This window comes from Bradyrhizobium sp. 87, assembly GCF_023073015.1.
In the GTDB taxonomy this organism is placed as follows: domain Bacteria; phylum Pseudomonadota; class Alphaproteobacteria; order Rhizobiales; family Xanthobacteraceae; genus Bradyrhizobium; species Bradyrhizobium canariense_D.
Genome location: NZ_JADPIQ010000133.1, coordinates 189751 through 213390 on the forward strand (window position 1 = coordinate 189751; position 23640 = coordinate 213390).

At 59.5% G+C, this 23640-nt stretch carries 21 protein-coding genes; 9 read left to right on the top strand and 12 right to left on the bottom strand.

The window, feature by feature from the left end; translation table 11 throughout:
* Positions 1–9 precede the first annotated feature (9 nt).
* Positions 10–1371: a polysaccharide pyruvyl transferase family protein gene (locus tag IVB50_RS35935; protein WP_240543968.1), complete on the bottom strand. Its 1362-nt coding sequence runs from the start codon at positions 1369–1371 to the stop codon at positions 10–12.
* 19 nt (positions 1372–1390) lie between these two features.
* On the bottom strand, positions 1391–2848 hold the full coding sequence (locus IVB50_RS35940) for a lipopolysaccharide biosynthesis protein (protein WP_018458851.1): 1458 nt from the start codon (positions 2846–2848) through the stop codon (positions 1391–1393).
* Between the two features lie 247 nt (positions 2849–3095).
* On the opposite strand from IVB50_RS35940, the gene IVB50_RS35945 reads away from it, so the two are divergent.
* Positions 3096–4241, top strand: a complete 1146-nt coding sequence (locus IVB50_RS35945) for a glycosyltransferase family 4 protein (RefSeq protein WP_247299645.1) — start codon at positions 3096–3098, stop codon at positions 4239–4241.
* Positions 4242–4263: 22 nt separating this feature from the next.
* Here the strand turns inward: IVB50_RS35945 and IVB50_RS35950 are convergent, their stop codons facing one another.
* From IVB50_RS35950 to IVB50_RS35965, 4 genes are read right to left on the bottom strand one after another with little or no spacing between them, the layout of a single operon-like run.
* Positions 4264–5358 (bottom strand): acyltransferase, encoded by a 1095-nt coding sequence (locus tag IVB50_RS35950; protein WP_247299647.1) that lies wholly within the window; start codon positions 5356–5358, stop codon positions 4264–4266.
* Positions 5355–6461, bottom strand: a complete 1107-nt coding sequence (locus tag IVB50_RS35955) for an acyltransferase (protein WP_247299648.1) — start codon at positions 6459–6461, stop codon at positions 5355–5357. The genes IVB50_RS35950 and IVB50_RS35955 overlap by 4 nt, the downstream gene beginning before the upstream one ends.
* 8 nt (positions 6462–6469) lie before the next feature.
* Entirely contained in the window at positions 6470–7813 is a 1344-nt protein-coding gene (locus IVB50_RS35960; RefSeq protein ID WP_018458856.1) for a hypothetical protein, read from the bottom strand.
* A gap of 7 nt (positions 7814–7820) precedes the next feature.
* Positions 7821–9032 (bottom strand): acyltransferase, encoded by a 1212-nt coding sequence (locus IVB50_RS35965; protein ID WP_247299651.1) that lies wholly within the window; start codon positions 9030–9032, stop codon positions 7821–7823.
* Between the two features lie 281 nt (positions 9033–9313).
* On the opposite strand from IVB50_RS35965, the gene IVB50_RS35970 reads away from it, so the two are divergent.
* The 4 genes from IVB50_RS35970 to IVB50_RS35985 all read left to right on the top strand — a co-directional run bounded on the left by IVB50_RS35970 (position 9314) and on the right by IVB50_RS35985 (position 13257).
* Entirely contained in the window at positions 9314–9496 is a 183-nt protein-coding gene (locus tag IVB50_RS35970) for a hypothetical protein (RefSeq protein WP_247299654.1), read from the top strand.
* Between the two features lie 114 nt (positions 9497–9610).
* The gene (locus IVB50_RS35975; protein ID WP_231188831.1) at positions 9611–10171 is read left to right on the top strand and encodes a hypothetical protein; all 561 of its coding nucleotides are present in this window, start codon (positions 9611–9613) and stop codon (positions 10169–10171) included.
* A gap of 28 nt (positions 10172–10199) precedes the next feature.
* A complete protein-coding gene (locus IVB50_RS35980; protein WP_247299656.1) occupies positions 10200–12431 on the top strand; it encodes an AAA family ATPase in 2232 nt (743 codons plus the stop codon).
* Between the two features lie 532 nt (positions 12432–12963).
* A complete protein-coding gene (locus tag IVB50_RS35985; RefSeq protein ID WP_018458861.1) occupies positions 12964–13257 on the top strand; it encodes a hypothetical protein in 294 nt (97 codons plus the stop codon).
* A gap of 37 nt (positions 13258–13294) precedes the next feature.
* On the opposite strand, the gene IVB50_RS35990 is transcribed toward IVB50_RS35985, so the two are convergent.
* On the bottom strand, positions 13295–14725 hold the full coding sequence (locus tag IVB50_RS35990) for an undecaprenyl-phosphate glucose phosphotransferase (RefSeq protein ID WP_018458862.1): 1431 nt from the start codon (positions 14723–14725) through the stop codon (positions 13295–13297).
* A 591-nt stretch (positions 14726–15316) separates the two neighbouring features.
* Between IVB50_RS35990 and IVB50_RS35995 the strand changes: the two genes are divergently transcribed.
* A complete protein-coding gene (locus IVB50_RS35995; protein WP_026233678.1) occupies positions 15317–16054 on the top strand; it encodes a metallophosphoesterase family protein in 738 nt (245 codons plus the stop codon).
* Between the two features lie 102 nt (positions 16055–16156).
* Here the strand turns inward: IVB50_RS35995 and IVB50_RS36000 are convergent, their stop codons facing one another.
* Positions 16157–16420 (bottom strand): hypothetical protein, encoded by a 264-nt coding sequence (locus IVB50_RS36000; protein WP_018458864.1) that lies wholly within the window; start codon positions 16418–16420, stop codon positions 16157–16159.
* A 941-nt stretch (positions 16421–17361) separates the two neighbouring features.
* Between IVB50_RS36000 and IVB50_RS36005 the strand changes: the two genes are divergently transcribed.
* The gene (locus tag IVB50_RS36005; protein WP_143274130.1) at positions 17362–17745 is read left to right on the top strand and encodes a hypothetical protein; all 384 of its coding nucleotides are present in this window, start codon (positions 17362–17364) and stop codon (positions 17743–17745) included.
* Between the two features lie 178 nt (positions 17746–17923).
* Here IVB50_RS36005 and IVB50_RS36010 read toward each other — a convergent pair whose 3' ends face one another.
* Positions 17924–18139, bottom strand: coding sequence for a hypothetical protein (locus IVB50_RS36010; protein ID WP_018458866.1), 216 nt, complete (start codon positions 18137–18139; stop codon positions 17924–17926).
* Between the two features lie 1400 nt (positions 18140–19539).
* Between IVB50_RS36010 and IVB50_RS36015 the strand changes: the two genes are divergently transcribed.
* Positions 19540–20373, top strand: a complete 834-nt coding sequence (locus tag IVB50_RS36015; RefSeq protein WP_247299672.1) for a Crp/Fnr family transcriptional regulator — start codon at positions 19540–19542, stop codon at positions 20371–20373.
* A gap of 114 nt (positions 20374–20487) precedes the next feature.
* Here the strand turns inward: IVB50_RS36015 and IVB50_RS36020 are convergent, their stop codons facing one another.
* Positions 20488–20919, bottom strand: coding sequence for a hypothetical protein (locus IVB50_RS36020; protein ID WP_018460247.1), 432 nt, complete (start codon positions 20917–20919; stop codon positions 20488–20490).
* Between the two features lie 233 nt (positions 20920–21152).
* Positions 21153–21422, bottom strand: a complete 270-nt coding sequence (locus IVB50_RS36025) for a cyclase (protein ID WP_026233982.1) — start codon at positions 21420–21422, stop codon at positions 21153–21155.
* A gap of 608 nt (positions 21423–22030) precedes the next feature.
* Here IVB50_RS36025 and IVB50_RS36030 point away from each other — a divergent pair.
* A complete protein-coding gene (locus IVB50_RS36030; RefSeq protein ID WP_085349974.1) occupies positions 22031–22438 on the top strand; it encodes a hypothetical protein in 408 nt (135 codons plus the stop codon).
* 439 nt (positions 22439–22877) lie between these two features.
* On the opposite strand, the gene IVB50_RS36035 is transcribed toward IVB50_RS36030, so the two are convergent.
* The coding region (locus IVB50_RS36035) for a transposase (RefSeq protein WP_247299658.1) at positions 22878–23640 on the bottom strand (763 nt) is incomplete at its 5' end.

Sequence of the window (23640 nt, forward strand, 5' to 3'; positions counted from 1 at the left end):
CCGCTTCCCTCAGGCGACCTTACCGTCGGACACCGCGTCAACCGACATCAAACCATCGCCCCGCAGCGGAGCGATGTTGGCGCGCGACAGCTCCATGACTGCCGGCAGCATATTGCGGACCTGCGCGCCGGCCGTCTTGTAGGCGCCGAGGAACCTCAGCAGAAACTTCTCGAGATTGTCTCCCGCGAGCAGTTGCTCAGGTGAGAGAAGAAGCGATTCGCTCACACCGAAATGAGCGAACAGGCCCTGGAACTTGTCTTGGTATGTGATCGCCGCAACCGGCGTTCCCTGTCCGAGAGCCGCAATCGCAAGATGCATGCGGCCGGTGACGACGCCGTCCACCAGACCGACGACTGCCTTGATCTCGCTCGCTGACAGCACGTGCTCGACATGATGAACATGGTTGCCCAGCGCTGCGCTCAGGCGACCGGCCAGCGGTCGAAGGCAATTGTCGTCGGCGATCTCCGGACGATAGTCGTGCGCGAGCAACACCCAGCTCGCGTTATGCTCTCGAGACATGCGCTCGATTGCGCTCGCCGCGAGTTCGATCATTCGCCGTAGCTTGGCCGGCTCGGATTTCCTGAACAACATCGGGTGGATATTGAAGACAAAGACGTCGCGTCCCTGCCTGCGCTGCTCCGCAATCGCGGCCGCAATCTGCTTCACAGCCGCGGTCTCCGCCTGTGGCACCAGCATGAATGCGGAATCAGCGACGAGGTGCGCACGATTCGGGGCGAACTCTTTGAAGCGCTGAAGAGATAGTGCATCGCGCAAATTCAAGACCACGCCGGGATCGAGCAGCCGAAACACCTCGCGCAACGCCTTGGCCGGACGGGAGTTGAAGCTGAATCCGAGCACGCTGACCTTGGCGCCGCACGCTGCCATGAGATCGGCGACGAGCAGCATGCGAGCGGCGTCCACGGGGGAATAGTAGCCGTCCAGCACGTCTGCCCCCAGAACCATTCCGAAATCCGGCCTGGTGAGAGAAAGCTCCTGCGCCACCGTCATATAGGAAAACGGCTGCCTCCAAAATTCGAGCGGCTTGAACCCCATTGCGCGCACTTCCGCGCTTGCCGCTTTGGTGGCGGTGACAATGTAGACCTCGATGTTCGGATGGGCCTGCTTCATCTCGCCGACGGCCGCCTCGATCATGGCCTCATCGCCGCGCGACTGATGAATGCTCCAGGGGTCGGACGGGAGCAGGACGAGCCGGCGCGGGTTGTTGCGCGGCGCGGCACTGCCGCCGATAGCCTTCCTGGCGATCTGCCACCTGCGCAACTCGAGCAGATCGACCGCAAAGGGCGTGTTCTTCGCGCTGTTGAGCCAGCCTCGGAGATGCTTGCGAACGGGTACCGGAATCAATTGCTTCACGACGTCTTCCTCGTCTTCATCAAGCGGTCGCACCACGCTTCACGACGAAAGCGATCAGGGAGAACAGCTGCTTTCGCCAGAACAGCAAGATGCTCATCAGATAGGTCGCCCCGAAACATGACGAGAGCAGTCCTATCCGCAAATAGGGATTCATGTCCGGGGTCGCTTCGCGGCATAGCGCAACTGCGCCATAAGCCAGAAGGATGGCGCAAAGACAGCCTGCGACGGGCCGCAGAAACTGGTTCCAGCTCAGGCCCAGCAGCCTGAGCGCCAGCGCGAACGTCACGGGCGTCACCACGAGCTGCGCGACAGCGAAGATGGTGGCCAGCTGACCAATGTCGTGCGACGGCAGCAGGAACATTGCGGGTACCACCGTGGCGAATTTGAGAATGTTCAGCAGGAAGACGTAGTTGGGCTTGCCCATGGCGCCAAAATAGGCGCTGTTCACGAACTGCACCGTCTGAATCGCGCCGATGAGCATCAGCGGCCTCATCACGGCTTCGCTGCCGGCCCATTTTGAGCCGAACAGCAGCAGGGAGAACTCCGGCGCGATCGCCGCCAGGAGCACAAAGACCGGAGAGCCAATCAATGCTCCGAGGCTCACGCTTCGCAGATAGGCGTCGGCAATACGGTGACGCTCATGCGCGATCTTGGACAGTGCGCTCAGCGCGACGTCCATGACCGCCTGTGTCAGCAACTGCATCAGGATAATGTAGACCCGCGCGCCCACCGTGTAGATGCCCAAGGCCGCGACGCCATAAAGCGACAGGATGATCATGTCGATCGTACGCACGATGGCGAAGTCCAGCAGCCTGTTCGACACGACGTGGATGCTGTAGCCGGAGAGTTCGCGCAAGCTCTTCAGATCGTAGCCGCGCATCGGGAGCCATCTGGGCTGGCTCCAGAGCCACAGGCCGCTGACCGCGCTCTGAACGACCACCTGGATCACGAGACTGAGGGCACCGAACCCGGCATAGGCACAGGCGATCCCGACCACTCCGGAGATCGCGGTCGCCACCATGGTCCTGAGCGCAAGCACACGAAAATCCATCTGGCGCTTGTAGAGCGCCTCCTGGAACAGCGTGGCGGTACCGATCGGAAGCGAGAGGCTCGCAGCCGTCAAGAGCGGCGCAAGTCCCTTCACGTCGAGCCAACGCTCGATATCGGTCGCCAGCAGGGCGATGAGAACGGCAAGGAGGACCGATGCCGCCAGTGAGCAGAAAAATGGCAGTGTCACGTCCGCAGGCTCGAGCGTGCGTCGCTGGATCAACGCGTCACCGAACCCGAATTCGGAAATGGAGCTCAGGAGCAGCAGGATGAAGCCAACCAGCGCGGCAAGACCGAAATCCGCAGGATTGAGCAGCCGCGCCAATATCAAGAACAGAACAAATGACAGCGCACGGCCGCCCCAGTTCTGCGCCAGCGACCACAACAACGCGACCACGACCTGATGTTGTTTGCCCGGAGTGACGTTCATCAAAAAATCGACCCAATTCCGACAGATCCAATCACAATCGCCCGCTAGACAAACAGGGAATCGATGACCGCGCGTGACGTCGCCCTTTTCCACTCCGTCCCGATGGCGGCAGCAATCGCGCAGCAGTACGACGACGTTATGGCAATCAGATGAGCACCATCTATCATCCGATTTAGCGTGGAAGTGAGTTCAAATCGTGGACTACACTCCAACCGGCTCAGCGATGTGATGCAAAATGGATGCCTTGATGAATTCGCCTACCACCGCCTTCAATCGCAACTCCAGGCGCTTGCGCGTGGCGATCTACGCGCCGCATTTTGCAGAATATTCCTACCGGCTCGCGTCGGGCTTGGCGCGCCATTGCGATGTTCGCCTCGTCCTCAACCGCAAGGATGCGAACCAGCAGTGGGAACTGGCCGATATCGCGGTGACGACACCCTTCAACACAAGGATCCGCGATTTGAGCCTGCGCCGCGCCGGCGCCATCGGCATTCCAGCTTCATTCATGGACATAATTTCGTTTCGTCCAGACGTGGTTCATTGTCACGAAGTTCCGGAAGTCTACACATCCAAGCTGATCCAGTTCCTGCGTCCGCTTGGAATCCCGCTGGTGCTGACCGTTCACGACGCAATTCCTCATTCGGAAGGCGGCTCGGGCACCTCTCCGCGCGAGGACGGCTGGCGCGCGCGCATGCGCGCGGCAGCGTCAGTCGTCACGACGCACGGCGAGAGCTGCATTGCAGATTTCCGCCATGCGACGCCGGACTTTAATGGAGAAATCGTCTCCAGCATGCACGGCGTGCTCATGGTGCCCCCGACGCGCGCCGCGGCCATCGATCCCGAATCTGCACGAATCCTGTTTTTTGGGCGGATGTGGGCTTACAAGGGGTTGGACATCTTCATCGATGCGATCGACCTGCTGGACCGGCGCGGCGTGGCGCACGAAGCGATCGTCGCGGGCCGCGGTCCCGAGATGACGCGGCTCGGCGCGCGCATGGAGGCCATGCCGACGGTCAAAACGATCGATGCCTATATCTCGCCCGAGGATACGGGACAATTATTTCAGTCTGCGACCGTGGTCGCCCTGCCCTATAAGGATGCGACGCAGAGCGGCGTGCTGGCGTCTGCTTACGGGAATTCCCGTCCCGTCGTCGCCAGCGCCACCGGTGGCATTCCTGACGTCGTGACAGACGGCGTGAACGGGCTTCTGGTCCCGCCTGGTAATGCTGCCGCCTTGGCCGATGCGCTCGAACGCGTCCTGACCTCGAAATCGCTTACCGCGACATTGACCTACGGTGCACGGCAGACAGCGGCGGGCCAGTTGAACTGGGATCGCATCGCCGATGGCCTGTTGCCATCCTACCGCAAGCTTGCCGGCCGTACCGTGAGCTGATCGTGACTTATATTGCGATCTTCTAGGCGGACTGTTCCATCTTGCTCAATGACCGAAAGAACATGCCGCGGACCGCGCCATCCAACAATCGTCTCAGCCTCACCTCGATCAGCTCGTAGGTGATCGCGCTTGCAACCAGCGACATCAACGATCCCAGCAGGATGAATGCTGCCCACAGCAGCCAGCGGTCGACACCGACAGCGACGAGCTTGAGCCCGATCACCTGTAACGGAAACAGGACGAACGGGTGCACGAGATAAAGGCTGTAACTTATCTTGCCGACATACTGCAGGGCCGGCGTGCTGAGCGCCCTGGCGAGACCGGAGTCCGGGGCCAGCACCATGGCGAACAGCAAAAGGCCCGGAATAAGACCTACGAACGGGTGAAACAGCACCAGGCTCGCGTACATGGCGACCCCGCACGTCAGGCCCGCCATCAAGCCAAAAGGTCCCGGAATGGAGATGCGCCAACCCGTGGCGCTGAGAAGCATGCCAATGCAGAAGAACGCCGTGATCGGCCAATGCAGGAGACAGGCCACGCCCAGCAAGATCAGGGGCGCCGCCAGCATTCTCCCTCCGATGCGCCACACCGAGAATGTCAGCCCGAACCAGATGTAGAACGCCCATTCGTAAGTCAAGGTCCAGGCATTCTGCTGAGCGATGGGCAAGCCGAGAGCGTCCTGCACGAAGAACAGATTGGCCGTGAAGATCGCGAGATAACCGGTCAGATCGATCCCGCGGAAGAATTTGTAGCCCACGATCGGGCCAATCACGAACAGCGCGAGATGCAGCACGACGAACACCGGCATGATGCGCAGGACACGGTCGAAGAAGAACCTTGGCAGCGAGCCGTGCCGCACCAGACTGGCCGGGATCAGGAAGCCGCTGATCATGAAAAACAGCTCGACACCGTGGCCGCCGACATTGATCACCGATTGCAGCCAGAGCCAGAGCGGCGGCAGGAAGCCCGGATCCGGAATGTCGTACACGCCTCCCTTTGGCATGTCGTAGAAATGATCCATCAGCACGCTCAGCGCCGCAATGCCACGAAGTCCCTGGACGGAGGGAACGAAAGATCCGTCGTATCCGGCATTCGGCTGGCGCGTTTTTTCGATCACTCAGCTGCCCCTTCCGCGCTGAGCGCCGGCTCGAGAACGACCGCCCTCCTGCGCTTCGACCGGAACCTCTGGCCGAACGAGATGCTGGGCTTCTCGACGAACGCATATGTCGACCAGCTGACCAGAATTGACAATGCTGCGACCAGCGCGGCGAAAGCGGCCCATCCCAGCGGTCCATCACCGAGCCAGACGAGGCGATGGATCCAGACGATCACGAACGGCGACATCAAATAGACGGAATAGCTGATGGTTCCCACGAACGCCATCGAGCGCCAGGCCATCCTCTCACCGAACGCCGCAAACGCGATGAAGACGAGCGCTGCGCAGACATAAGCCGACCCGATCGAATAGCTGTAGAAGAAGTTCTCCTGATAGACGCCGCCGAACCGCCTCTCCGCCAGCGTGATGGCGAAGATCGCATAGAACACCGTACAAACGGCGACGTGCGGCCATCGCAGCTTTCCGCCGATGACGGTGTCGCGGATGACCTTGCCCAGGAACATCGCCGAAAGGTTCAGCCCAACCTCCATCAGCGACGACACCGTCCTGCTTTCGATCAGAAGTGCTGCGGCGGTCCCGACCAGCGCCGCAGCAATGACAATCGCAACTGCAGTAAAGCGCCGGTTCAGCAATCCCATCGCGAAAAGAATGGTGCATCCGACATAGAACAGGAGCTCGATCGCCAACGTCCAGTAGAAGATCCAGAGGTTCGGGATGTTCACGAAAGTCTGCAGCATCGTCACGTTCGCGATGACCTGCGACAACGGGTAGGCATTGGCCTCCAGCACCTGCATCGTGAGGAGCCCGATCACCATCGACGTCCAGTACGCCGGGTAGAGCCGAAAGAAGCGGCTGATCGTGAAATCGCGCACAGGAGTAGCACTGTCCGGAAAACTGAACGGGATGACGAATCCGCTGACGAAGAAGAACAGCACGACTCCGAACCGGCCGAAGTTCATGTAGTAGCCGATCGCATCGTGGAAGACCCAGTAATACGCGCCGGTGGGGTGCTTCTGGACGATCACCTCGAACACGTGCTGGAACAGCACCGCCAACACGGCAATGCCGCGCAGCGTATCGATGAATGCAAGCCGTCTATGCATCGTTTGTCTTATCTGCTCCCACGCGCTGCCGTCCCTGGCATATCTACGCCGAGACCCTCCAATGAGCGGATCGGCCGCGGCAATTCTATCGGAACGGTATCGGCTGCCCGTGCGGAGGTCGCCCGCCGGGAGAATACTTCGCTGAAGCTCAATGCGATGATCAGGAGCCCTGATGCTGGACCGTAGTTCAGGACGGTGATGGTAAACAGGTTGACCACGAAGAGCAGCGTCAGCTTGTAGACGTCGGTCGCTCCGAAGTTGGCGCGGAACACCATCACCATGAATGCGACGAACGGAAGCCCGAACATCAGGTATGTTCCGATGTAGAAGTTGTCGACCGGTACCCAGTACGCCGCGAGCGGCGAGAAAAGCTTCTGCGGATAGTTGAAGCAACCCGCGCCGCAGCCGGTTACCAGACCGATCGGCATCAGCTGGCTCATGTAGACGAACGGCAGCTGCCAGCTGTTATTGATGCGGTCGAGAATGCTGAACAAGGTCGAGTGCGGCACTGCTGCGGTGCCCGATGCGACCACGATCATGAAGAACGGAACGAGGATCGCAGCGAACGACCACAACGCGATCGCGCGGATCGCGGGGAAACGCGACTTCTCCGGCAGCATTCGCACGATCACCAGCAGCACCAGGTACAGCACGAGAACGATCATGGTCGTCTTGCTGGTGGTCAGACGAATGACGTAAACCGCCAGGGAGCCGTACAGAAGGCACCAGAGCGTGCTCTTGCGGATCGACGTGATCGCAAACGACACGAGGATGAAGAATGCGGCCATGGTATTGTCGGCGGCAAAGCCCATCAGGCGCTGATCGTCACCGCCATAGGCCCACCATAGCCGGCCCGCCTCACGCACGGCGCCAAAGGATTCATATTTGTAGCCGACCCAGGGCATGAGGTAGAACTTGGTCAACAACACGCCGATGACGGAGAGATAGAAGGTCACGGCGATGATCGACAGCAGCTTTCGGTAGGAACCCAGGCTCGAATCGCAGAAACAGAATCCGACAAACACCGGCAGCATCATCTTGAAAGCCGAGATCGCGGCGGTCGCAGTGCCCATCATGAAGTAGCCGAGCACCAGCGACAGCATGATCTGCGCGAACACCAGGAGCGCCAGGGTGCTGCGATTGCGCAAAATGCAATGCACGAAGAACTGGGCCAGACACAGCAGCGCGACGCCGTCGGGCAGGTACCAGAGCGTGTCCAGATGAAAGATGCTGGTGTAGTAGCGGATCACGCCGCCGAAGGCGTCTCGGACCAGATAAACCCCGAGCGCGATCGCCTCGATGTTGAGGCTGACCAGCGTGATCTGCGGGCGCTGCAGCGCAAGGGCCGTCATGCTCGCCTCAATTCGTCAGCCGCGCCGATGCCGCCGGAGATGGCGAAAAATCGGGCCGGCTTCCAGGGGCATTCCGAAGCAGCTTACCGCCAAGACTCTCGATGTAGAGATAGCTGAAGTTCGAAACTACCAGTACAGCGGCCAGGGAGATCACGAGATTCAGCGTCGCCGGCAGCCCCGTCCAGATCGAATCGAGCGCCGCGATCGGCCGTGGCCCAAGTGCCCGCACGAAGTACTCCGCGAAGAGCACCACGAGCGCATGCACCATATAGATGGAGTAGGATCTGCGCCCCAGCCACACCAGCGGCCGCGCCACCAGAATCTTCGGCACCAGCAACGCATCCGGAAACGCCAGCAGCGTGCCAAGGAAGGCTGCGAAAACAAGCGGCGCCAGGAAGGTGGTCGCCGGATTGGTCTCTGCGAGGCTGACCAGGACGATACTGGCAATCATGGCGATCAACTGCAGCCCTCCCTGCACGGCAGGGCTCGGCTTGCCTGGCAGCCGACGAACGATCCTGACGGTCAAGACACCGAGGAAGAAGCTCACAAAGCAGCGAAGAATACCGAAATCGGTCTGGAGTCCCAGACTCCTCTTGTCGAGCACGAAGACGATCACGACAAGACTTGCGACCGCGACGAGCCCGGAGACGGCGTAGAACCACGACAGCGAACGCATGCGCTGGGCCAGCAGGACGATCAGGCCGAACACCAGGTAGGTGTAGAATTCGACACTTATGCTCCAGCTCGGAGCGTTCCAGCTGAGATAGTCGATCAGTCCCACCGAATGCAGGAGAAAGACGTTGAGCAGGAAGGAATAGGCATTGTTCACCTCAAAGGCGGTCGGCGCGGCAACCACGACGCCTGCGGCGACCAAGCCGATACGCAGGAGGCGGAACAGCAGGTTTGCGATCAGCATGACGATGTGAAGCGGATAGACCCGCGCCAAACGCCGCACCATGAATTCGCGCAGCGAGAAGCGTCCGAAGTCGCCCTCGACGTAGCTCAACGACATCACGATGCCACTGAGAACGAAGAACAAGTCGACCAATAGCCACGCGCTTCTGAAGAACGAGCAATTGATCCACGCATTGTGTGGGAATGCCGCGAGAAAGGTCGGCATCAGCAGGAGATGGTGGATCACCACAGATGTCGCGGCGATACCCCGGATGCTGTCGAGCGGCAGGACATGCGCTTTCTCACGATGAACCAACTCCGTCACATCGACATTCCGTAGCTGTTGCACCGCAGCAGTCTGTATCAGGTCTTTGCGTGCTTTCAATCATCACGATCGGGGATTCGCGTATGACGCATGACGACCGGCGATAAATTCAACGCTCTCTGTCATTCGAACATGCGCGCGACAACTTTGCGCCATTTTTGCTGATCGAGGAGCATCGGGACGAACGAACTGACTCGCCGGGGCATGGTCGCGAGCATTTGCGAACAAAGTATGCGCGAAACCCGGCGGTGTTGCGATTTTGCCTGTACAGAAGATGTTTCTTGATCCAGGCGTATCCACGCGCTGCTCGCTGGAAAATTTTCGTGTGTCAATTTCGCGACAAGATTTTTTGCGACCGCCTCATAAATCTTCAAACTGCAAAAATCGCAGGCGCCATTGTGCCGATCTCGCAGGCATTGCAAATCGTACTTGCACAACCGACGAAAGGTAAGGCACTGATGTAGCAATCGATGGCAAGCGCGACCGAATGAAACCCGCTTTTGCATCGCACAAAAATTGACACAGTTGGCTGCCACTCTTCGCGTGTACTGGTTTGCAGCAACGACGAAGGGACACGGATGAGCTGCGAAGTGACGCGTCGTACGAAGCCGAGATGGCAACCCATCATCTTGACGGGATTTGCTCTGATCGCATCGGGCGTCGGTCCGACCCGCGCTCAATGCGTCGGATTCTCGGACCGCGCCTCACAAACCGAACTCGACGCCTTCGTGAAGGCGCCGTCTTCGCTTCTGGAACGGCTACGCAACGACAAAGAGAAGCTGAGGGCTCGCCTTTCTTCATATATCGCGACCAATCCATCGGTGTTGCCGTCGGTGCAGACGCTCATTTCCGAATCGGCTTCCCCCGACCGCTCGACCATCGGCGCGGCGCTGCGGCTCGCAGAAGCGCTGTGCACGTCAACGAAACCGGACGCTGCGCGCAAGATTAGGGATTTCACGCAGCGAGTCGGTGACCTCGCCGTGCAGGCGGGCTATTCCGCGGCGGGAGAAGATGGCTCCAGCGCCCAATTGCAGCCGAGAGACAACAAGCCGACGCAGCCTCGGGGCGGAGCGCTGTTGGAAGGCGAATGGAAGACCAAACTGGCCAATCCATTCAAACCTGTTCCCCTCCCGAATTGATCCTGACCATTAAGGCAGCGAATTTCAGATGTATCAGCCTAGAGAACACTTCCAATCGGGACACCGGTTTGGCATCGAGTTTGGCGGCGCGGTCCTCAGCTTTGACCGTGTCACTGATGTCCTTCGTCGGCAATGGCCGCTGATCGCTGCGGCAGTTGGCGCTTCGCTGGCTCTGGTCGTCGTCTATCTGGTTCTGGCAAAGCCGATGTATACGGCAAACGCCCGTATCATGATGGACACCCGGCAAACCCAGGTTCTGGACAAGGACAGCGGGACCAACAGCGCTCTGATCGACACTGGCTATGTCGACAGCCAGGTCGAAGTCATCAATTCTGACGATCTTATCCTGTCAATCGTTCGCCGCCTGCGGCTCACCGAGGATCCGGAATTCAACGGATCCAATCCAGGACTTCTCGCCGTCGTTACCGGCAAGATCATGTCAGTGTTCGAATCCGGCGAACCGCCCACACAGGAGCGGATCGAACATGCCGTGGTCGAATCGATTCAAAAGAGTCTGAGGGTTGAGCGCGTCCTGACCACATACGTCTTGTCGCTCAATTATCGCGCACACAGCCCGGACAAGGCAGTCAAGATCGTAAATGCGATCGCCGATGCCTACATCGTGGGTGCACTGGAAGCAAAATACCAGTCCACTAAACGGGCGACCGAATGGCTCCAGCAGCGGAGCGTCGAGCTCAGCGAGCAGGCGACGGCCAGCGACCGCGCGGTGCAAACCTTCAAGGCAGAGCACAATATCGTCGGAACCAGCCGCGGCCTCATGTCCGAGCAGCAATTGTCGGACTTGAATACACAGCTGGTTCAGGCGCGGGCGGCCACGGCCGAAGCCAAGGCGCGCCTCGATCGGATCGAAGCGATTTCCGACCAAGACCTCGCCCAACCCACCGTGACGGACGCCCTTAACAACTCGGTCATTACGCGCCTGCGCGCCCAGTACCTCGATTTACAGGCCCAATATGCCGATTGGTCAAGGCGTTACGGCAAGACCCATCTTGCAGCGGTCAATTTGGCCAACAAGATGGAGGAACTGCGCAAGAATATCGCCGATGAGCTTCATCGGATTGGGGACGCTTATCGCAGCGACTACGAGATCGCAAAAAGCCGAGAGGCTTCTCTCGATAAGAACGTGAAAGAGCTGGTCGCCCAGGCGGGTCACACCGGCCAGGCAGAAGTCAAGCTGCGCGATCTCGAAAGCGCGGCCGACACCTATCGCAATCTCTACAACAACTTCCTGGAGAAGCTGCAAAGCGCCACCCAAAATCAGAGCTTCCCGCTCAGCGAGGCACGCCTGATCAGCACCGCGACCAAGCCTGATCGCAAAAGCTCGCCGCGGACGGTTTTGGCCCTGGTGGGAGGCTTGGTCGGCGGCCTCTGCCTCGGCTTCGGCGCCGCCTTTGCGCGCGAGCTCCTCAACGACGTCTTGCGGACCCCCGGAGAGGTCGAGGACGAACTCGGCGTGAAGTGTCTTGGCGTTCTCCCAGATATTCGCCCGCCGACAAAGACGCGCGCGTTGCTTTCGGCATCCGCGAAAGCCGACGAAGCGGGACTATCCCGCTATGTCGTCGATCATCCGTTCTCGCGGTTTGCGGAAACGTTGCGCAACATCAAGGTCTCAATCGACGTTGCGCGCATGACCCGAGAGATCAAGGTCATCGGCATTGTATCGTCGCTGCCAAAGGAAGGAAAAACGACAGTCGCGGCCAATTTCGCTCAGTTGATTGCCATGACAGGTCACCGCACCATCCTCATCGACGGCGACCTGCATACGCGCTCACTCACACGGGAACTCGCGCCGAACGCCAACAGCGGACTGGTCGAGGCCCTCAGTGATCCCACGGGCTTCAGCTATCACGTGCAACGAAGCAAGGAGACCGGTCTCGATTTCCTGCCGTCCATCGTTGCTTCGCGCATGGTCAATTCGGCCGACGTCATCGCATCGAGGCCAATGGCCGACCTGCTCGCGATGCTCCGGGAACACTACGAATATATCATTATCGATCTTGCGCCTGTGATGCCGGTGGCGGACTCAAAAGCGTTCAGCGTCCTCATCGATGCAATGGTCTATGTGATCGAATGGGGAGCAACCACGCGAGCTGCGCTTCAAGAATCAATTTCGGGATCGGAGATCCTTCAGAAGAAGCTGCTGGGTGCTGTCCTCAATCGCGCCAACCCGAAGATGCTTGGACGCATCGAGGCGTATAAGGGTAAGCACCGCAACAGCTATTACGTCGAACATTCCTAGAGCGAGGGGCGCAGCAAGCCGCACAGTCCGCGGCTGCGCCCCTAGCGCAGGCCCCGACCTGCTGACGGCCGCCGCGGAGCCTTCCGAAGAGACTGCAGGGACCCACTTTTCGGTCCCATCGTCTGCAGGAGCCGACCGAAACGGGCCGTCGGAAATTCGCAGCCGTGGGGCGGGACGCCAGGCGGGGCGAAGATGCGTCAGCGGGGCTCTATTTGAGTTCCGGGGCCGCGACGACGTCGGAACCAACCGGCCAAGTGACCCCATCGTCGGGCTCCGATACGCGCCCAATCCCCGTATTCATCCGGAATCCACAAATGCCGATCTCTGCCATAGCCCAAGGCATGGATTGACGACGGCGATCCCGACGAAAGATAGTAGATAGTGACGTGTTGCCTGCACAAACCTGCCCCCGGCACGAAGGGCTGTTGATCGTGACCGCAACCTGGACTGCCGAATCTTTGAGCACCTTTCCTTCCGAGGTTCAGGGGGCTAACGTGCGCTCATACTCTTCGCATTTTTTCGGCAGGTTCGGATGGTGATTGCTCTTATTGTCCTGAGCATCTGGGTGTTGCTCAATATTCTTTTCGTGTTGATCGTGGTTCCCCCGCGTAAGGCCCGCCGGGGATCCCGACCGCTGGCGACCACTCTCGCGCCTGCCCCGCTCGATCCGAATCGCCGAGAGCTCGAGCATGACGAGCCTTTTTCGCTTCGTCACGTCGTTGCCTCAGTCGCCATGGGAGCGTTCTTCGTCCTTGTGCCGCCAATGCTTGCGCTGCGGGACGCCGTCCTTCGTCTCTTCAAGAAGACCCCCGGCAACGGAAGCTGACGGCCGATGAGTGCCGCCGCCACCTAGGCGGCTCCTACTAATAGGCCTCCTGGAACAGGACCGTCGAGGCCGTACGCGCCATGATCTTCAGATCCAGCCAGATACTCCAATTGCTGACGTACCAGACGTCATATTCCACCCTTTTTTCCATCAAGTCGATCGTCGGGGTTTCTCCCCGGAAGCCGTTGACCTGAGCCCAGCCTGTCAGGCCCGGCTTCATGTGGTGGCGGTAGACGTATTTGCTGATGAGTTCATCGTAGTAATTGTCATGGGCGAGCGCATGCGGGCGCGGCCCGACCAGGGACATGTCGCCGCGCAAGACATTCCAAAGCTGCGGCAACTCGTCGATGCTTGTCATGCGAAGGAAACGCCCGATCTTGGTGACCCGAGCATCCCGTTTGGTGGCCTGGGTAATCGTCTGGCCGTCCTCGCAGACCGTCATGGTCCGAAATTTCCATATCTCGAACGGCTTGCCGTTGAACCCTCGGCGCGACTGGCGGAAGATGGCAGCTCCCGGCGATCCGAGCTTGATCAGAACGGCGACTGTCAGCAGCAGCGGTGCAAGTATGACGAGCGCCAACAAGGCCACCCCTACATCAAGACAGCGCTTTTGGAAACGCTCGAAAACACTGAGCGGCGGCCGCTGAATCTCGACCGCTACGGTCCCGCTGACTGGCAGGAATGGGCGCGACACGAGGTCGGCGATTGAATCATCCGGCAGAAGGCGTACCGGTTGGGGCACCGCGCGCAGGAAGGGCCCGATCTTTCGGAGCATCGGCAATTCGTTCCAATCGATCGCTAGAAGATATTCATCGACGTCCGCCTGGCGCGATTGCCGAATGACATCGCGAATCTGTCGCTCCCAATGGCCGTCGCCGCTGTCGATCCCAAGCACGAAATGACGCATGACGTCGAAACCGTTTCTGCGCAAATCCTTGAAGCGGCTTGAGGTGAAATCGAGCGGCTTCAGGCTCAACAGGATCACCTTGCGATCGACCAAGCGGCTTCTGGCATAGTTTGTCGCGAGTACGAACTGCCAGACAAAGCGCAGACTGATCAATCCGGCGCCTCCGATTGCAGCAAAAATGATCACTGTGCCGCGAGACAGATTGTCCGTGGATTTGAGCAGAAATGCCGCCATAGCGAGGATCGTCAGCGACGCCAACCAGATGAAGACGGCCTTGCGCAGCTGCCAGACCAGATTCAGCAAGCGGTGCGTGGCGTAGACGTCCTGGGAATATGCGACCGCGACGAACACAACGCCGACAATCAATCCTGCCCCCATCGACGCGCCGTCGCCAGTGGAGGCAAGCGCAACATTGTAGAGCGCCGCCCCTGCACCATAACTGAGCAGGATCAGCAGCAGGTCGGCAGCGATGATGACGATCTGAAAAGGCCGCTGAAGAGCCGTGCCGCGCGTTGACGACAGTGCACCAGCGCCTTCAGAACCATAAGTTGCAACAGCCATTCGAACCTCTGCTATCGAGAATGCTTGACGCTGATCCGTGATGCTGAAGATCCGTCACTTCCCCGAACGCAAACTGTGAAGTGATCACAGCGATATTGTGGCGCTGCACGCGAAACTTTTGCGATGCATGAATGCATCGCGTTTTGTTGAGAGGTCATGGGCGCGGAAGACCTACGTCACAGTGCTGACACACGATCGAAACTCGCTGCCCTATTTTGAATCAGGTTCCGCGTCGAATTCGCTGGGGCGCCTGCGTGAAGCGATAGCAGCTCATCTTTGATGCGCCTGTTGCCCACATTGAGTGACTCCGCAACCGATGTGATTCGATTAGTAGAAGTCCGATGAATTACGATCTAGAGCTGTATCCGCCCAGCTGTCTTCAGCGAGGCAGGCATCTTCCCGCTGCCGGGCGCGATGCAGCCCACGGCAGAGTTGCCTGATTTGCTCAGCGCGCGCCGACAAGCTAAGCAAGCGAATACCCTCCTTTCCTTCGGCGCAATCGGGCTGTCTGAGAGGCGACACCCTTCAATAAGGTCCGGCGCGGACCGACTTGGCGAAACTGTCCCCACCACCTCACCGAGTGTGCGCGCCATGACATCTTTTGCCCAATCACACCCGCCGATTCATAGGCCGCAACTGCCGGATGGCGTCCGAATTTACGCGATCTCGGATATTCATGGCTGCTCGCATTTGCTGCAGCCCATGCTGCGGGTCATCGACGCCGACTTGGCCCACAGTCGGCCACGCTATGCGATCGAGGTGTTCATGGGCGACTATGTCGATCGCGGCCCGGACACGCGCGCCACGCTTGACCTCTTGGTCGAACGAAGCCGGCGGGGAAACTCGATTTTTCTCAAGGGAAACCACGAGGCATTTTTAGTGAGGGTTTTCGAAGACCCTTCGTTGTTTGAAGATTGGCTTCGCATCGGTGGCGCCCAGACACTCATGTCCTATGGACTCGCGCCGCCAGACCTGAAGCGCGACGACCCAGCGTCGATCATGCGCGATTTGATCCGCGCAATGCCGGGTGAGCATCTGGAGTTCCTGGACGAACTACGGCTTAGCTTTACCTGTGGAGATTTTTTCTTCGTCCACGCCGGCGTTCGCCCGGGTGTCCCCTTGGCCGAGCAAAGCGAAAGCGACCTGCTTTGGATTCGCGAAGAGTTCCTTCAGAGTGAGGAGCAGTTCGGCAAATATATCGTTCATGGTCACACGCCGGTGCGCACCGCCGAAGTTCTGGCAAACCGGGTCAACATCGATACGGGCGCCTACGCGACGGGCAATCTAACTCTCATGAGCATACAAGGCAGCCGGATGCTCGCGGTATGACTGCCCAGGATATGACTAGCCTGGGAATGTCTCCCGATTCGTCGGGAAGATTGTTCCTGAAGCCAATGGAATGCCTCGGCGGTCACGAGCTAAGAGCATCACCTAGTTGAGCACGAGTGGCATTTCCCCTCCAGCCCGCGTGTCGGCCATCCAGTTGCGCCAGGCCCGCTCATGCTTGGCGTAGAGCTCCAGCCATCGTTGTCCCGGCTTGTTCTGATCGAAGCGAAGGCCAGGGCCGAGGGGCGCGTCGGGCTTGTCCAACGTCTCGAACTCGATGGTTTCCGCGATCGTCAAACCGAAAAGGACACGCTGTCCTGTACCGTCCACGATGTACCGTCGCGGTGCGTCCCTCATCGGCTGGGTCATGTTCTGTGTCGCCTATGGTCGTGAGAACAAAGGTGTCGCTCGCACGCTGGACGAGGCCTAAAAGGCACGTCGGACGCGCCCGAATGCCGAGCTGGGAGTCGATCGGGCTGTTCTGCGCGAGGTACCGGAGGGTTCGTTCGTCGTCGTTCGTTGCGACCGCCGGGGACGCAGCGCATAGACCGACATGACGCCGGCGCAGAAGATCAAGGCGAAGACAAATGCAGAAGCCATAGGAGTCGTCCCTGAATAGTGCAGTGCTCATCAAGAGTGAGCAGTGTGTCGACATCATGATTCCTGATGATCTTGGTGGCTCTCCTGCTGCCAAAAGATTGCCCACGCGTGATCGTGTCCTGAGCAGCAGCATCTGAGTTGTCTGATAGCGCGATCTTTTGGCCGGACGCACCGACACGGATGGTCACCTTCAAATCTGTTCTGTCCCGTCCAGGTGGATTCGCGCACCTGAAGAGCTGGATTTCGCAGCCATTCTATGGAACGATGCGCTTGCAACCTTTTAGAGGCCGTCGCATTATATCTCGCCCATTTCGAGAGGGATTGATCCAATGAACTTCCGCACCCTTGCTCCATCCATTGCTCTTTCTGTTCTTGGCCTTGCTTTGATAACGACCGCAGCTTCAGCCGCGGAGCTCGCGCTTGCTCCTGCGCATCATCGGTCGGCCCACCTCCGAACCGGTTACGTGTTTTGGGATGATGTCTACCCGCCTGCGATCTATGGCCCCAACCTTCGCTCTGTCGAGGAAGTCGCCGCGCTCAAGGCGGAGGCCCGGCCTGTGTCGCAACGCTGGTGGGGGTATTGGTACGCTCGGTGAACGGCACAGCGTTTAGCGACCAGCCGCGTTCACCCATGAATCGCCGCAACACCGGGCAGCCGGTGGCGGCGATTTTGTTTGAGCTTGCCTGGCCGATCCAACCATGATCACCGCATGGGCGGCAGCATGAGGCCCAAAACAGCGGCGGCAAGCCTATGTTTTATCGCGGGATACTGGCTGCAAGCGCATGCTGCGGCCGCAGGTGAATGCGCCTTGCGGCCCGAGCGCTTCGTACTGCTTTCCGACACCGTGTATTGGGTTGTTTCAATCCCAGCCGGCACGGAATGCCTGCAAGGCCTGCGCGGCAGAACTCAGCTTCTGGATGAAGTTAAACTGGCAGAGGCGCCCAGTGCCGGTCATGTGACGATCGTCGGCCCGTCATTTCGCTACCAAGCCCCCTCACGTCCAGGGACTGACCGGTTTCGAATTGCGGTGTCGGGCGAAAACCGCAGGCAGCGCGGATCCTCGATCATCGCTGTGGAAGTGACCGTCAGATAGGGCCGTGCCGACTGGCGAGGAAGCGGAGCCGGAGCGCTGTCGCTGCACTGGACGGCTCGATGGAGAAATTGAGGCAGCCCCAGCCCGTGCCGCCTAAACTCAGTTCCGTCGCGGAAGGATCCTCACGGAAGGCTGCTGCCGATTGCCGGCAAGCTTTCGAGGTCCCGTCGGAACGCTGCTACTTCGCCTGCGCACCCCGGTCCCAGGGCCGCTTGCCATCCGCGCCCCTGTCCCACGGCCGCGCGGTCGGGGCGTCCTTCTCCTGCGTGGCGGCCTGCGCACGATCGGCCTGAACCCGTTCGCGATCGGTCAATGGGGCCTTCGGGGCTAGCGGTTCGGGCTGCGCCAAGGCCGGCGTCGCGATGAGCAGCATCGCCAAAATCAATTTTTTCATCCCCGGCCTTAACACACTGGCCGCAGGCTGTCCGATCTATTCGGAGCCATAGCTCGAAGGAAAAGGCCCACAACGGTGGGCCTTTCGGTGAGAGCTGATGAATAGATCGCCCTATTTCTGATCTTCGTTGCTGGTGCCTGATCCGGGGCTTCCGATCGGCAAACCATTAGCTGAATGACCAACCCCGGAGTTACGCTCGGCTTGCGCGGCGGCCGGCGTCTTTCCGTTCGCGGTTGGGGGTTGGACGTTCGGATTGTTCTGGCTGGGGTTGGGGCTGCTCGTGTTCACGTTAGCGCCGGTGGTGGTGCCTTGAGTCCCTATGCCGGAAGGAGCCGAGGGGCCCGAGGTCGCGCTGCTCGACGAGGTGCCTGTCCCAGCACCAGAGCTTGCCGCCGAACCCGCGCCGCCGCCGGCTCCCCCACCCGAGCCGCCACCGCCGCCTTGGGCGAACGCTGTCGACGAGAATGCTATGCAGGCAAGGACAACGAACAGAGGTTTGCGGATCATGGATGCGTCTCCCTGCGCTTGAACAGCAATCACGACAGACGCGGGAAGTTCCTTCGCTGCCGCGGTCCGAATTCCCTGCGAACAGGGAATTTTACAGGGAAAGCGCGCCTGCGGTGAGGCCGCTATCCCATGAAAATGCGAACATTTGCCTCGAAATTCAGTGCATCCGGGGCGCGATCCGCCAAATCCGAACAGGGAATTTATCGCTAGCGAACAGGGAATTTGCGTGCATACGGCTGGACGAAACAGGCGATGTGCGGGCTACGGATCCGTGCCGCATGCCGTGGCGCGAATAGCGCAAGCATCGCCTGTGGATCACCGCCAGTGCAGGGGCGGCGTCTGCGCACGGCGAGGAATCGCGAACAGTCGCCGAATTTAACTGGCAGCAGGGCCCTCCTAGGCTGTGTACTCATTAAGCAGCTGGCCGCGTTATGTCCGCACTTTCGGCAGAGCAACCTAAGCGTGCTGGCCTGGGGCCTCCTGACGGACAACGCCCGCATGTCCGTTGAGGGCAAAAGCGTCGCTCTGGCGGGGCGGCAAACTTCCGGCTTTACCCCAATCAACCGACGGATAATTGCACCGTGTCAACGGAAGCGCCGGGCCAAAAGACGTGCACGCCCCACACCGCCGAAGACGTCAGCTAGGAAGCCAAGAGCAAGCGCTGCCGGAACCATCACCGGTTGATCATCCCGCAGGGCCCCGCTCGCCGAGTCGCACAACGGGCGTGAATAGTATGATGTATGCAAGATCCTGCTTGCGCGGCGAGACGCCGGCAGCGTCTCCGCAAATGTCCGTGCTTGATCTCGACTAATGGCTCTGTTTGGATAGTTGCCTTTCGGCAACTCATAATTCGGATAATCCTAGTGAATGAAATAGATGGACGCGGCCGTTCAGTGGGGGCTCTTTCACAAGAAAGCATCGGGACCGTCAACCGCACTGGCATCGGGAATCGGCTACTGGCAGCGCTGCCGCCAGCGGATCTCAGCTTGCTCACGCCCTACTTCCAGAAGATCTCGTTTGAGCCAGATGCGGTTCTGGTGCGCTCGGGCGATGAGATGGACCCGGTCTATTTTCCCCATAGCGGCGCAATCGCCTTCATGCTCGATATGCCGGACGGGCAAACGGTCGCAACCACCTTGATGGGACGGGAAGGCGCTTTGGCCTCTTTCTCCGTACTCGGCCCATCGCTTTCATCCGTGACCGCGATTGCACGCATCGCTGGCACAGCATCATTGATTTCCGCCGCCAAATTTCGGGATGCCTATGCGCAAAGCGCAGCCATCAGGAATGTCGTTCAGCTCCACGCCCGCGCGGTGTTATTGCAACTCCAGCACGTAGCCGCTTGCAACGCGCTGCACCGGGTGGATGGCCGCATGGCGCGGTGGCTTCTGCAGCTTCACGACCGCGTTCCCGATGACCTCCTTCCGGTGACGCAGGAGGCGCTTGCGCAATTGCTTGGGGTGCGGCGGACGACAGTGACTCTGACGATGAGCAAGCTGCGCGCGGCCGGCGCCGTCCCCTCCGACCGGCGCGGGTTTATCGAGATCGACCGGGTGCGGCTCGAGCGCGTTGTATGCGACTGCTATGCGCTCATGCAGCGCAAGATCGATCGGATGTATTGCCAGGAATTGTCGGCGCCCCAGCCTACCCGTGCGCCGTTCCGGGAAAGCGCCATCGTCTCGTCCGGCGGAGCGAGTGGTGAATACAGAGCCGTTTCGCAGAAATAGAGACCATGCGATAGCCGCCTTCGGTCAGAAGCTGCCATTAGGTAGCAGGCCGGCGCAGGTCCGCAACGGGACATGAGCCGACTTCGCTCCAAGCAGCGATACTTGTCAGGCTCCTTAGCGGCCGTAGGGGAAGCAGCGGTGGCGATCGAGTGTGAGACCGAAATGCGCTCCTAGCGCAGCGATGGCCGCATCCTGCTCAGGATAAGGATCGGCATTGCATGCGGCAACGATGATGATCCGGAACCCGCCGCGATCCTTGCCACCCGGTGGCAGCATCGCTGTAGCCAGTGGATTACCCTCCCTGTCACGCAACGTGAGGAAAAGCGGCATCTCTCGCTGTACATGGGCCTCGAGGCCGATGTCGCGCTCGATCGCGTTGGGCTGCTCCGGACGCCAGGATTGGACTGCCTTCTCTCGCTCGCGGCAGAAATATTTCTCGACTGTGTGGCGCATCAGGCGCGACTCTTGCACCGCTTCACCTTCCGTTTCGATACGGAACCAGGTCTTACCCTTCGGCGTGTCGCAAACATACTGCATTTCGCCCATCCTGATCGCCGCAATTCTAGGGCGGCGGGCCCGCAAAGCCAGAATGTCATTCTCGTCGCGTTTCGATCTTTGCGTTTTTACACAGCCAGGGTCAATCGCGTCACTTTGGCCGCGTGCCGTTCTCTACCGGTCTACCCCTGTGAACGGATATCGTCAGACCGCTTCGGCATGTCTCAATGGGCCAACAGGCGACATGGTACCATCACAGCCGGCACTTGGCCGGGATCGATACTTCACGCCTTTTTGGTAAACCAAATCGTTGGAGCTTTCGCTACTCCCGCATTCTGCATGGCATTCTTCAATTCAGCACTCTCCGCGAAGGCTTGCGCAGCTTCAATCGTGGCAAACTCGTGAGTTACTGTGATGTCATTGGGATTTTCGACTGCTCGGTAGACAGCCTCGGCTGTTACGCCCTTCGTCTTCTGAACCGAAGCAAAATCGTCGTAAACTTTCCGCCAGGTCTTGTAGTCGGAAACCGTGTGTCTAACAAACATAGTCGTCATCAGATGTTCCTCCCAGACTGGTCGTAGCAATCTTTCCACGAACGCTTGAAACAGCACTTCCAGTAGCACCAGTATAATACCGGCCACCGCTTGGAGCTATTTCATTTCCGGGTTGCACTGATGGCATCGGACCCTTGCCCTTTGTCCGATAAAACTGAGGCGTGCTGCCACTTCGCTGATGGGCTAGCTCCGGGCGGTCTTGCGGGAGCAGCATCATCGCCTCCGCACTCGACGCCAATAGGTCGTGGCCGCACACTTACTGCGACCCGCCACAGGACCAGTCAGTGACACTGACTTGCGTATTCAGTTGGTCGCAGTGTGAAGTTGCTGACGCCGGGTCCGAACTTCAGGCCTAAGCAAACTGAGGCATTATGCCTCTTGGGCGAAACACCCATTTCTAGGGCGCGTCCGTTCTCGTAGAATGTGGTCGCCCTTGAAGCGGGATGTGCCGAAGTCACCGTTCGGGCCGAACGAGCAGTACTAGCGCTGTCGGCAGGTACGCTACCCTAAGAGACCGCCCCCCTTTTCGGTTTCACACCACGATTTCACATTCCACACGCGCGCAGCTTTTGCGGCGGCTTGTTGCAAGTAACCCAGGGAGAAAAGCGATGAGCAAGATCGATCGAAGGTCTGCATTGACATTCGGGTTGGCAGCGGCATCGGCGGCCATGATAAAGCCCGCCGCCGCTCAAACGACGGGCTACAAGGACACAACTCCGTGGCCAGGTGTGGTGGTGCGTGAGTATGATGGCGAGACACCATCGCTGATCCCGGGTTTTAAGACCGTCTCAATGCGCGACATCATCATGCAGCCGGGATCGAAGACCATGGGGCCCCCGATGATGAATGCCATGGTCTGCCATATCACCGAAGGAGAGCTTCGGCTTGAGCAGGACGAAAAGACCTTTACCGGCAAGAAGAATTTTGTCTGGACCTGCAACAAGGACACAAAGGAGCAGGCGTTCAATGATGGGAACGTGGTCGCGATTATGCGGATCACGGACCTAAAGGCTTAAGGTGCGTTTCTTCGCAAAAAAAACGATTGTAGTTGGGAATGGCGCACGCGACGGCGCACCGATCGGGTCGGTTTGCCCTCTGACGTGACTTCCTGGTTGCGCCGAACTCTAGATATGTCGCTGCGCCAACCGACGCGAGACAAACGTCTAAGGGCTAGTTGGCGGACGATATGAAATCGACGAGCGCCGCGACAATTGGTCGGGGCGTCTCAATTCAAGACTACTGCAACATGAAGAGAGAGAGAGAGGGAGAGGGAGAGGGAGGCCGATGTCTGAATTGGGGTCACAAGCGGTCCTCGACCGGCCTGCTCCCGACAGGTCGGCTTTGGGCCGATTTTATTGCAAAAGTTGGCTGCAATGGATTTGGCCGCTGGGCCTTTTGTTGAGCCGCGCTTTGAAGCGCTGGCCCTGACGCATTTTACGCAACTTTGACGCTACGCTACGCGATGCGCAGAACCTGAGCCGGCGGCGGTCGTGCGACCAGCGATGCAAACCGCCTCAGATTCTGAGCGATGGCGGCTAGAACAAACTCATCCTGGGCACCTTGCGGGCCTCGCAATCGGAGCCGACCAAGCTTCAGGATGCGCTTCAAGTGTGCGAACCTCATCTCGATCTTCTTGCGCTGACGCCGAGAGAGCTCGAAGCCCTCGGTGCCAGCGAACGACCGGGCAACGTCTCGGGCATGCTCATGGATATCGCGCGGGATCTTGCGTGATGGTTCCTTTGGGCAGCACTGCGGTTTGAGCGGGCATACATCGCAGTCGAGCTTGCTGGCACGATACAGAAGGGTCTTGCCCTCGTGCACGGTACCGCTCGTCCCAAGCCGCTTACCACCCGGGCAGTGGTAAACGTCCCCGGTTGGGTCATATCGAAAGTCGCTCCGCGAGAAGGTGCCATCATCCCGCTTCGACTTATCGAACACAGGGATATGCGGCGCGATGCCCTTCTCCTCGACCAGCCAGTTCAGCATCGGAGCCGCTCCGTAAGCGGTATCCCCGACAAGTCGCTCTGGCTTGAGACCAAAGCGCTCCTCGGTTCGTTCGATCATGGTTTTTGCTGCACCGACCTCGGCCTGGCGAATGGCGCGGGAGGCCTCGACATCCACGATGACGCCGAACTTCACGTCGATGAGATAGTTGTCGGAGTACGCGAAGAATGCCGGCCCCTTGTGAGCGCCGGTCCACTGCGCTGCCGGATCGGAT

Coding starts and splice junctions, on each gene's coding strand:
- IVB50_RS35940 (WP_018458851.1), bottom strand. CDS start 2,848: ATGAACGTCACTCCGGGCAAACAACATCAGGTCGTGGTCGCGTTGTTG.
- IVB50_RS35945 (WP_247299645.1), top strand. CDS start 3,096: ATGAATTCGCCTACCACCGCCTTCAATCGCAACTCCAGGCGCTTGCGC.
- IVB50_RS35955 (WP_247299648.1), bottom strand. CDS start 6,461: ATGCATAGACGGCTTGCATTCATCGATACGCTGCGCGGCATTGCCGTG.
- IVB50_RS35960 (WP_018458856.1), bottom strand. CDS start 7,813: ATGACGGCCCTTGCGCTGCAGCGCCCGCAGATCACGCTGGTCAGCCTC.
- IVB50_RS35975 (WP_231188831.1), top strand. CDS start 9,611: ATGAGCTGCGAAGTGACGCGTCGTACGAAGCCGAGATGGCAACCCATC.
- IVB50_RS35980 (WP_247299656.1), top strand. CDS start 10,200: ATGTATCAGCCTAGAGAACACTTCCAATCGGGACACCGGTTTGGCATC.
- IVB50_RS35985 (WP_018458861.1), top strand. CDS start 12,964: ATGGTGATTGCTCTTATTGTCCTGAGCATCTGGGTGTTGCTCAATATT.
- IVB50_RS35990 (WP_018458862.1), bottom strand. CDS start 14,725: ATGGCTGTTGCAACTTATGGTTCTGAAGGCGCTGGTGCACTGTCGTCA.
- IVB50_RS35995 (WP_026233678.1), top strand. CDS start 15,317: ATGACATCTTTTGCCCAATCACACCCGCCGATTCATAGGCCGCAACTG.
- IVB50_RS36000 (WP_018458864.1), bottom strand. CDS start 16,420: ATGACCCAGCCGATGAGGGACGCACCGCGACGGTACATCGTGGACGGT.
- IVB50_RS36005 (WP_143274130.1), top strand. CDS start 17,362: ATGGGCGGCAGCATGAGGCCCAAAACAGCGGCGGCAAGCCTATGTTTT.
- IVB50_RS36010 (WP_018458866.1), bottom strand. CDS start 18,139: ATGAAAAAATTGATTTTGGCGATGCTGCTCATCGCGACGCCGGCCTTG.
- IVB50_RS36020 (WP_018460247.1), bottom strand. CDS start 20,919: ATGGGCGAAATGCAGTATGTTTGCGACACGCCGAAGGGTAAGACCTGG.
- IVB50_RS36025 (WP_026233982.1), bottom strand. CDS start 21,422: ATGACGACTATGTTTGTTAGACACACGGTTTCCGACTACAAGACCTGG.
- IVB50_RS36030 (WP_085349974.1), top strand. CDS start 22,031: ATGAGCAAGATCGATCGAAGGTCTGCATTGACATTCGGGTTGGCAGCG.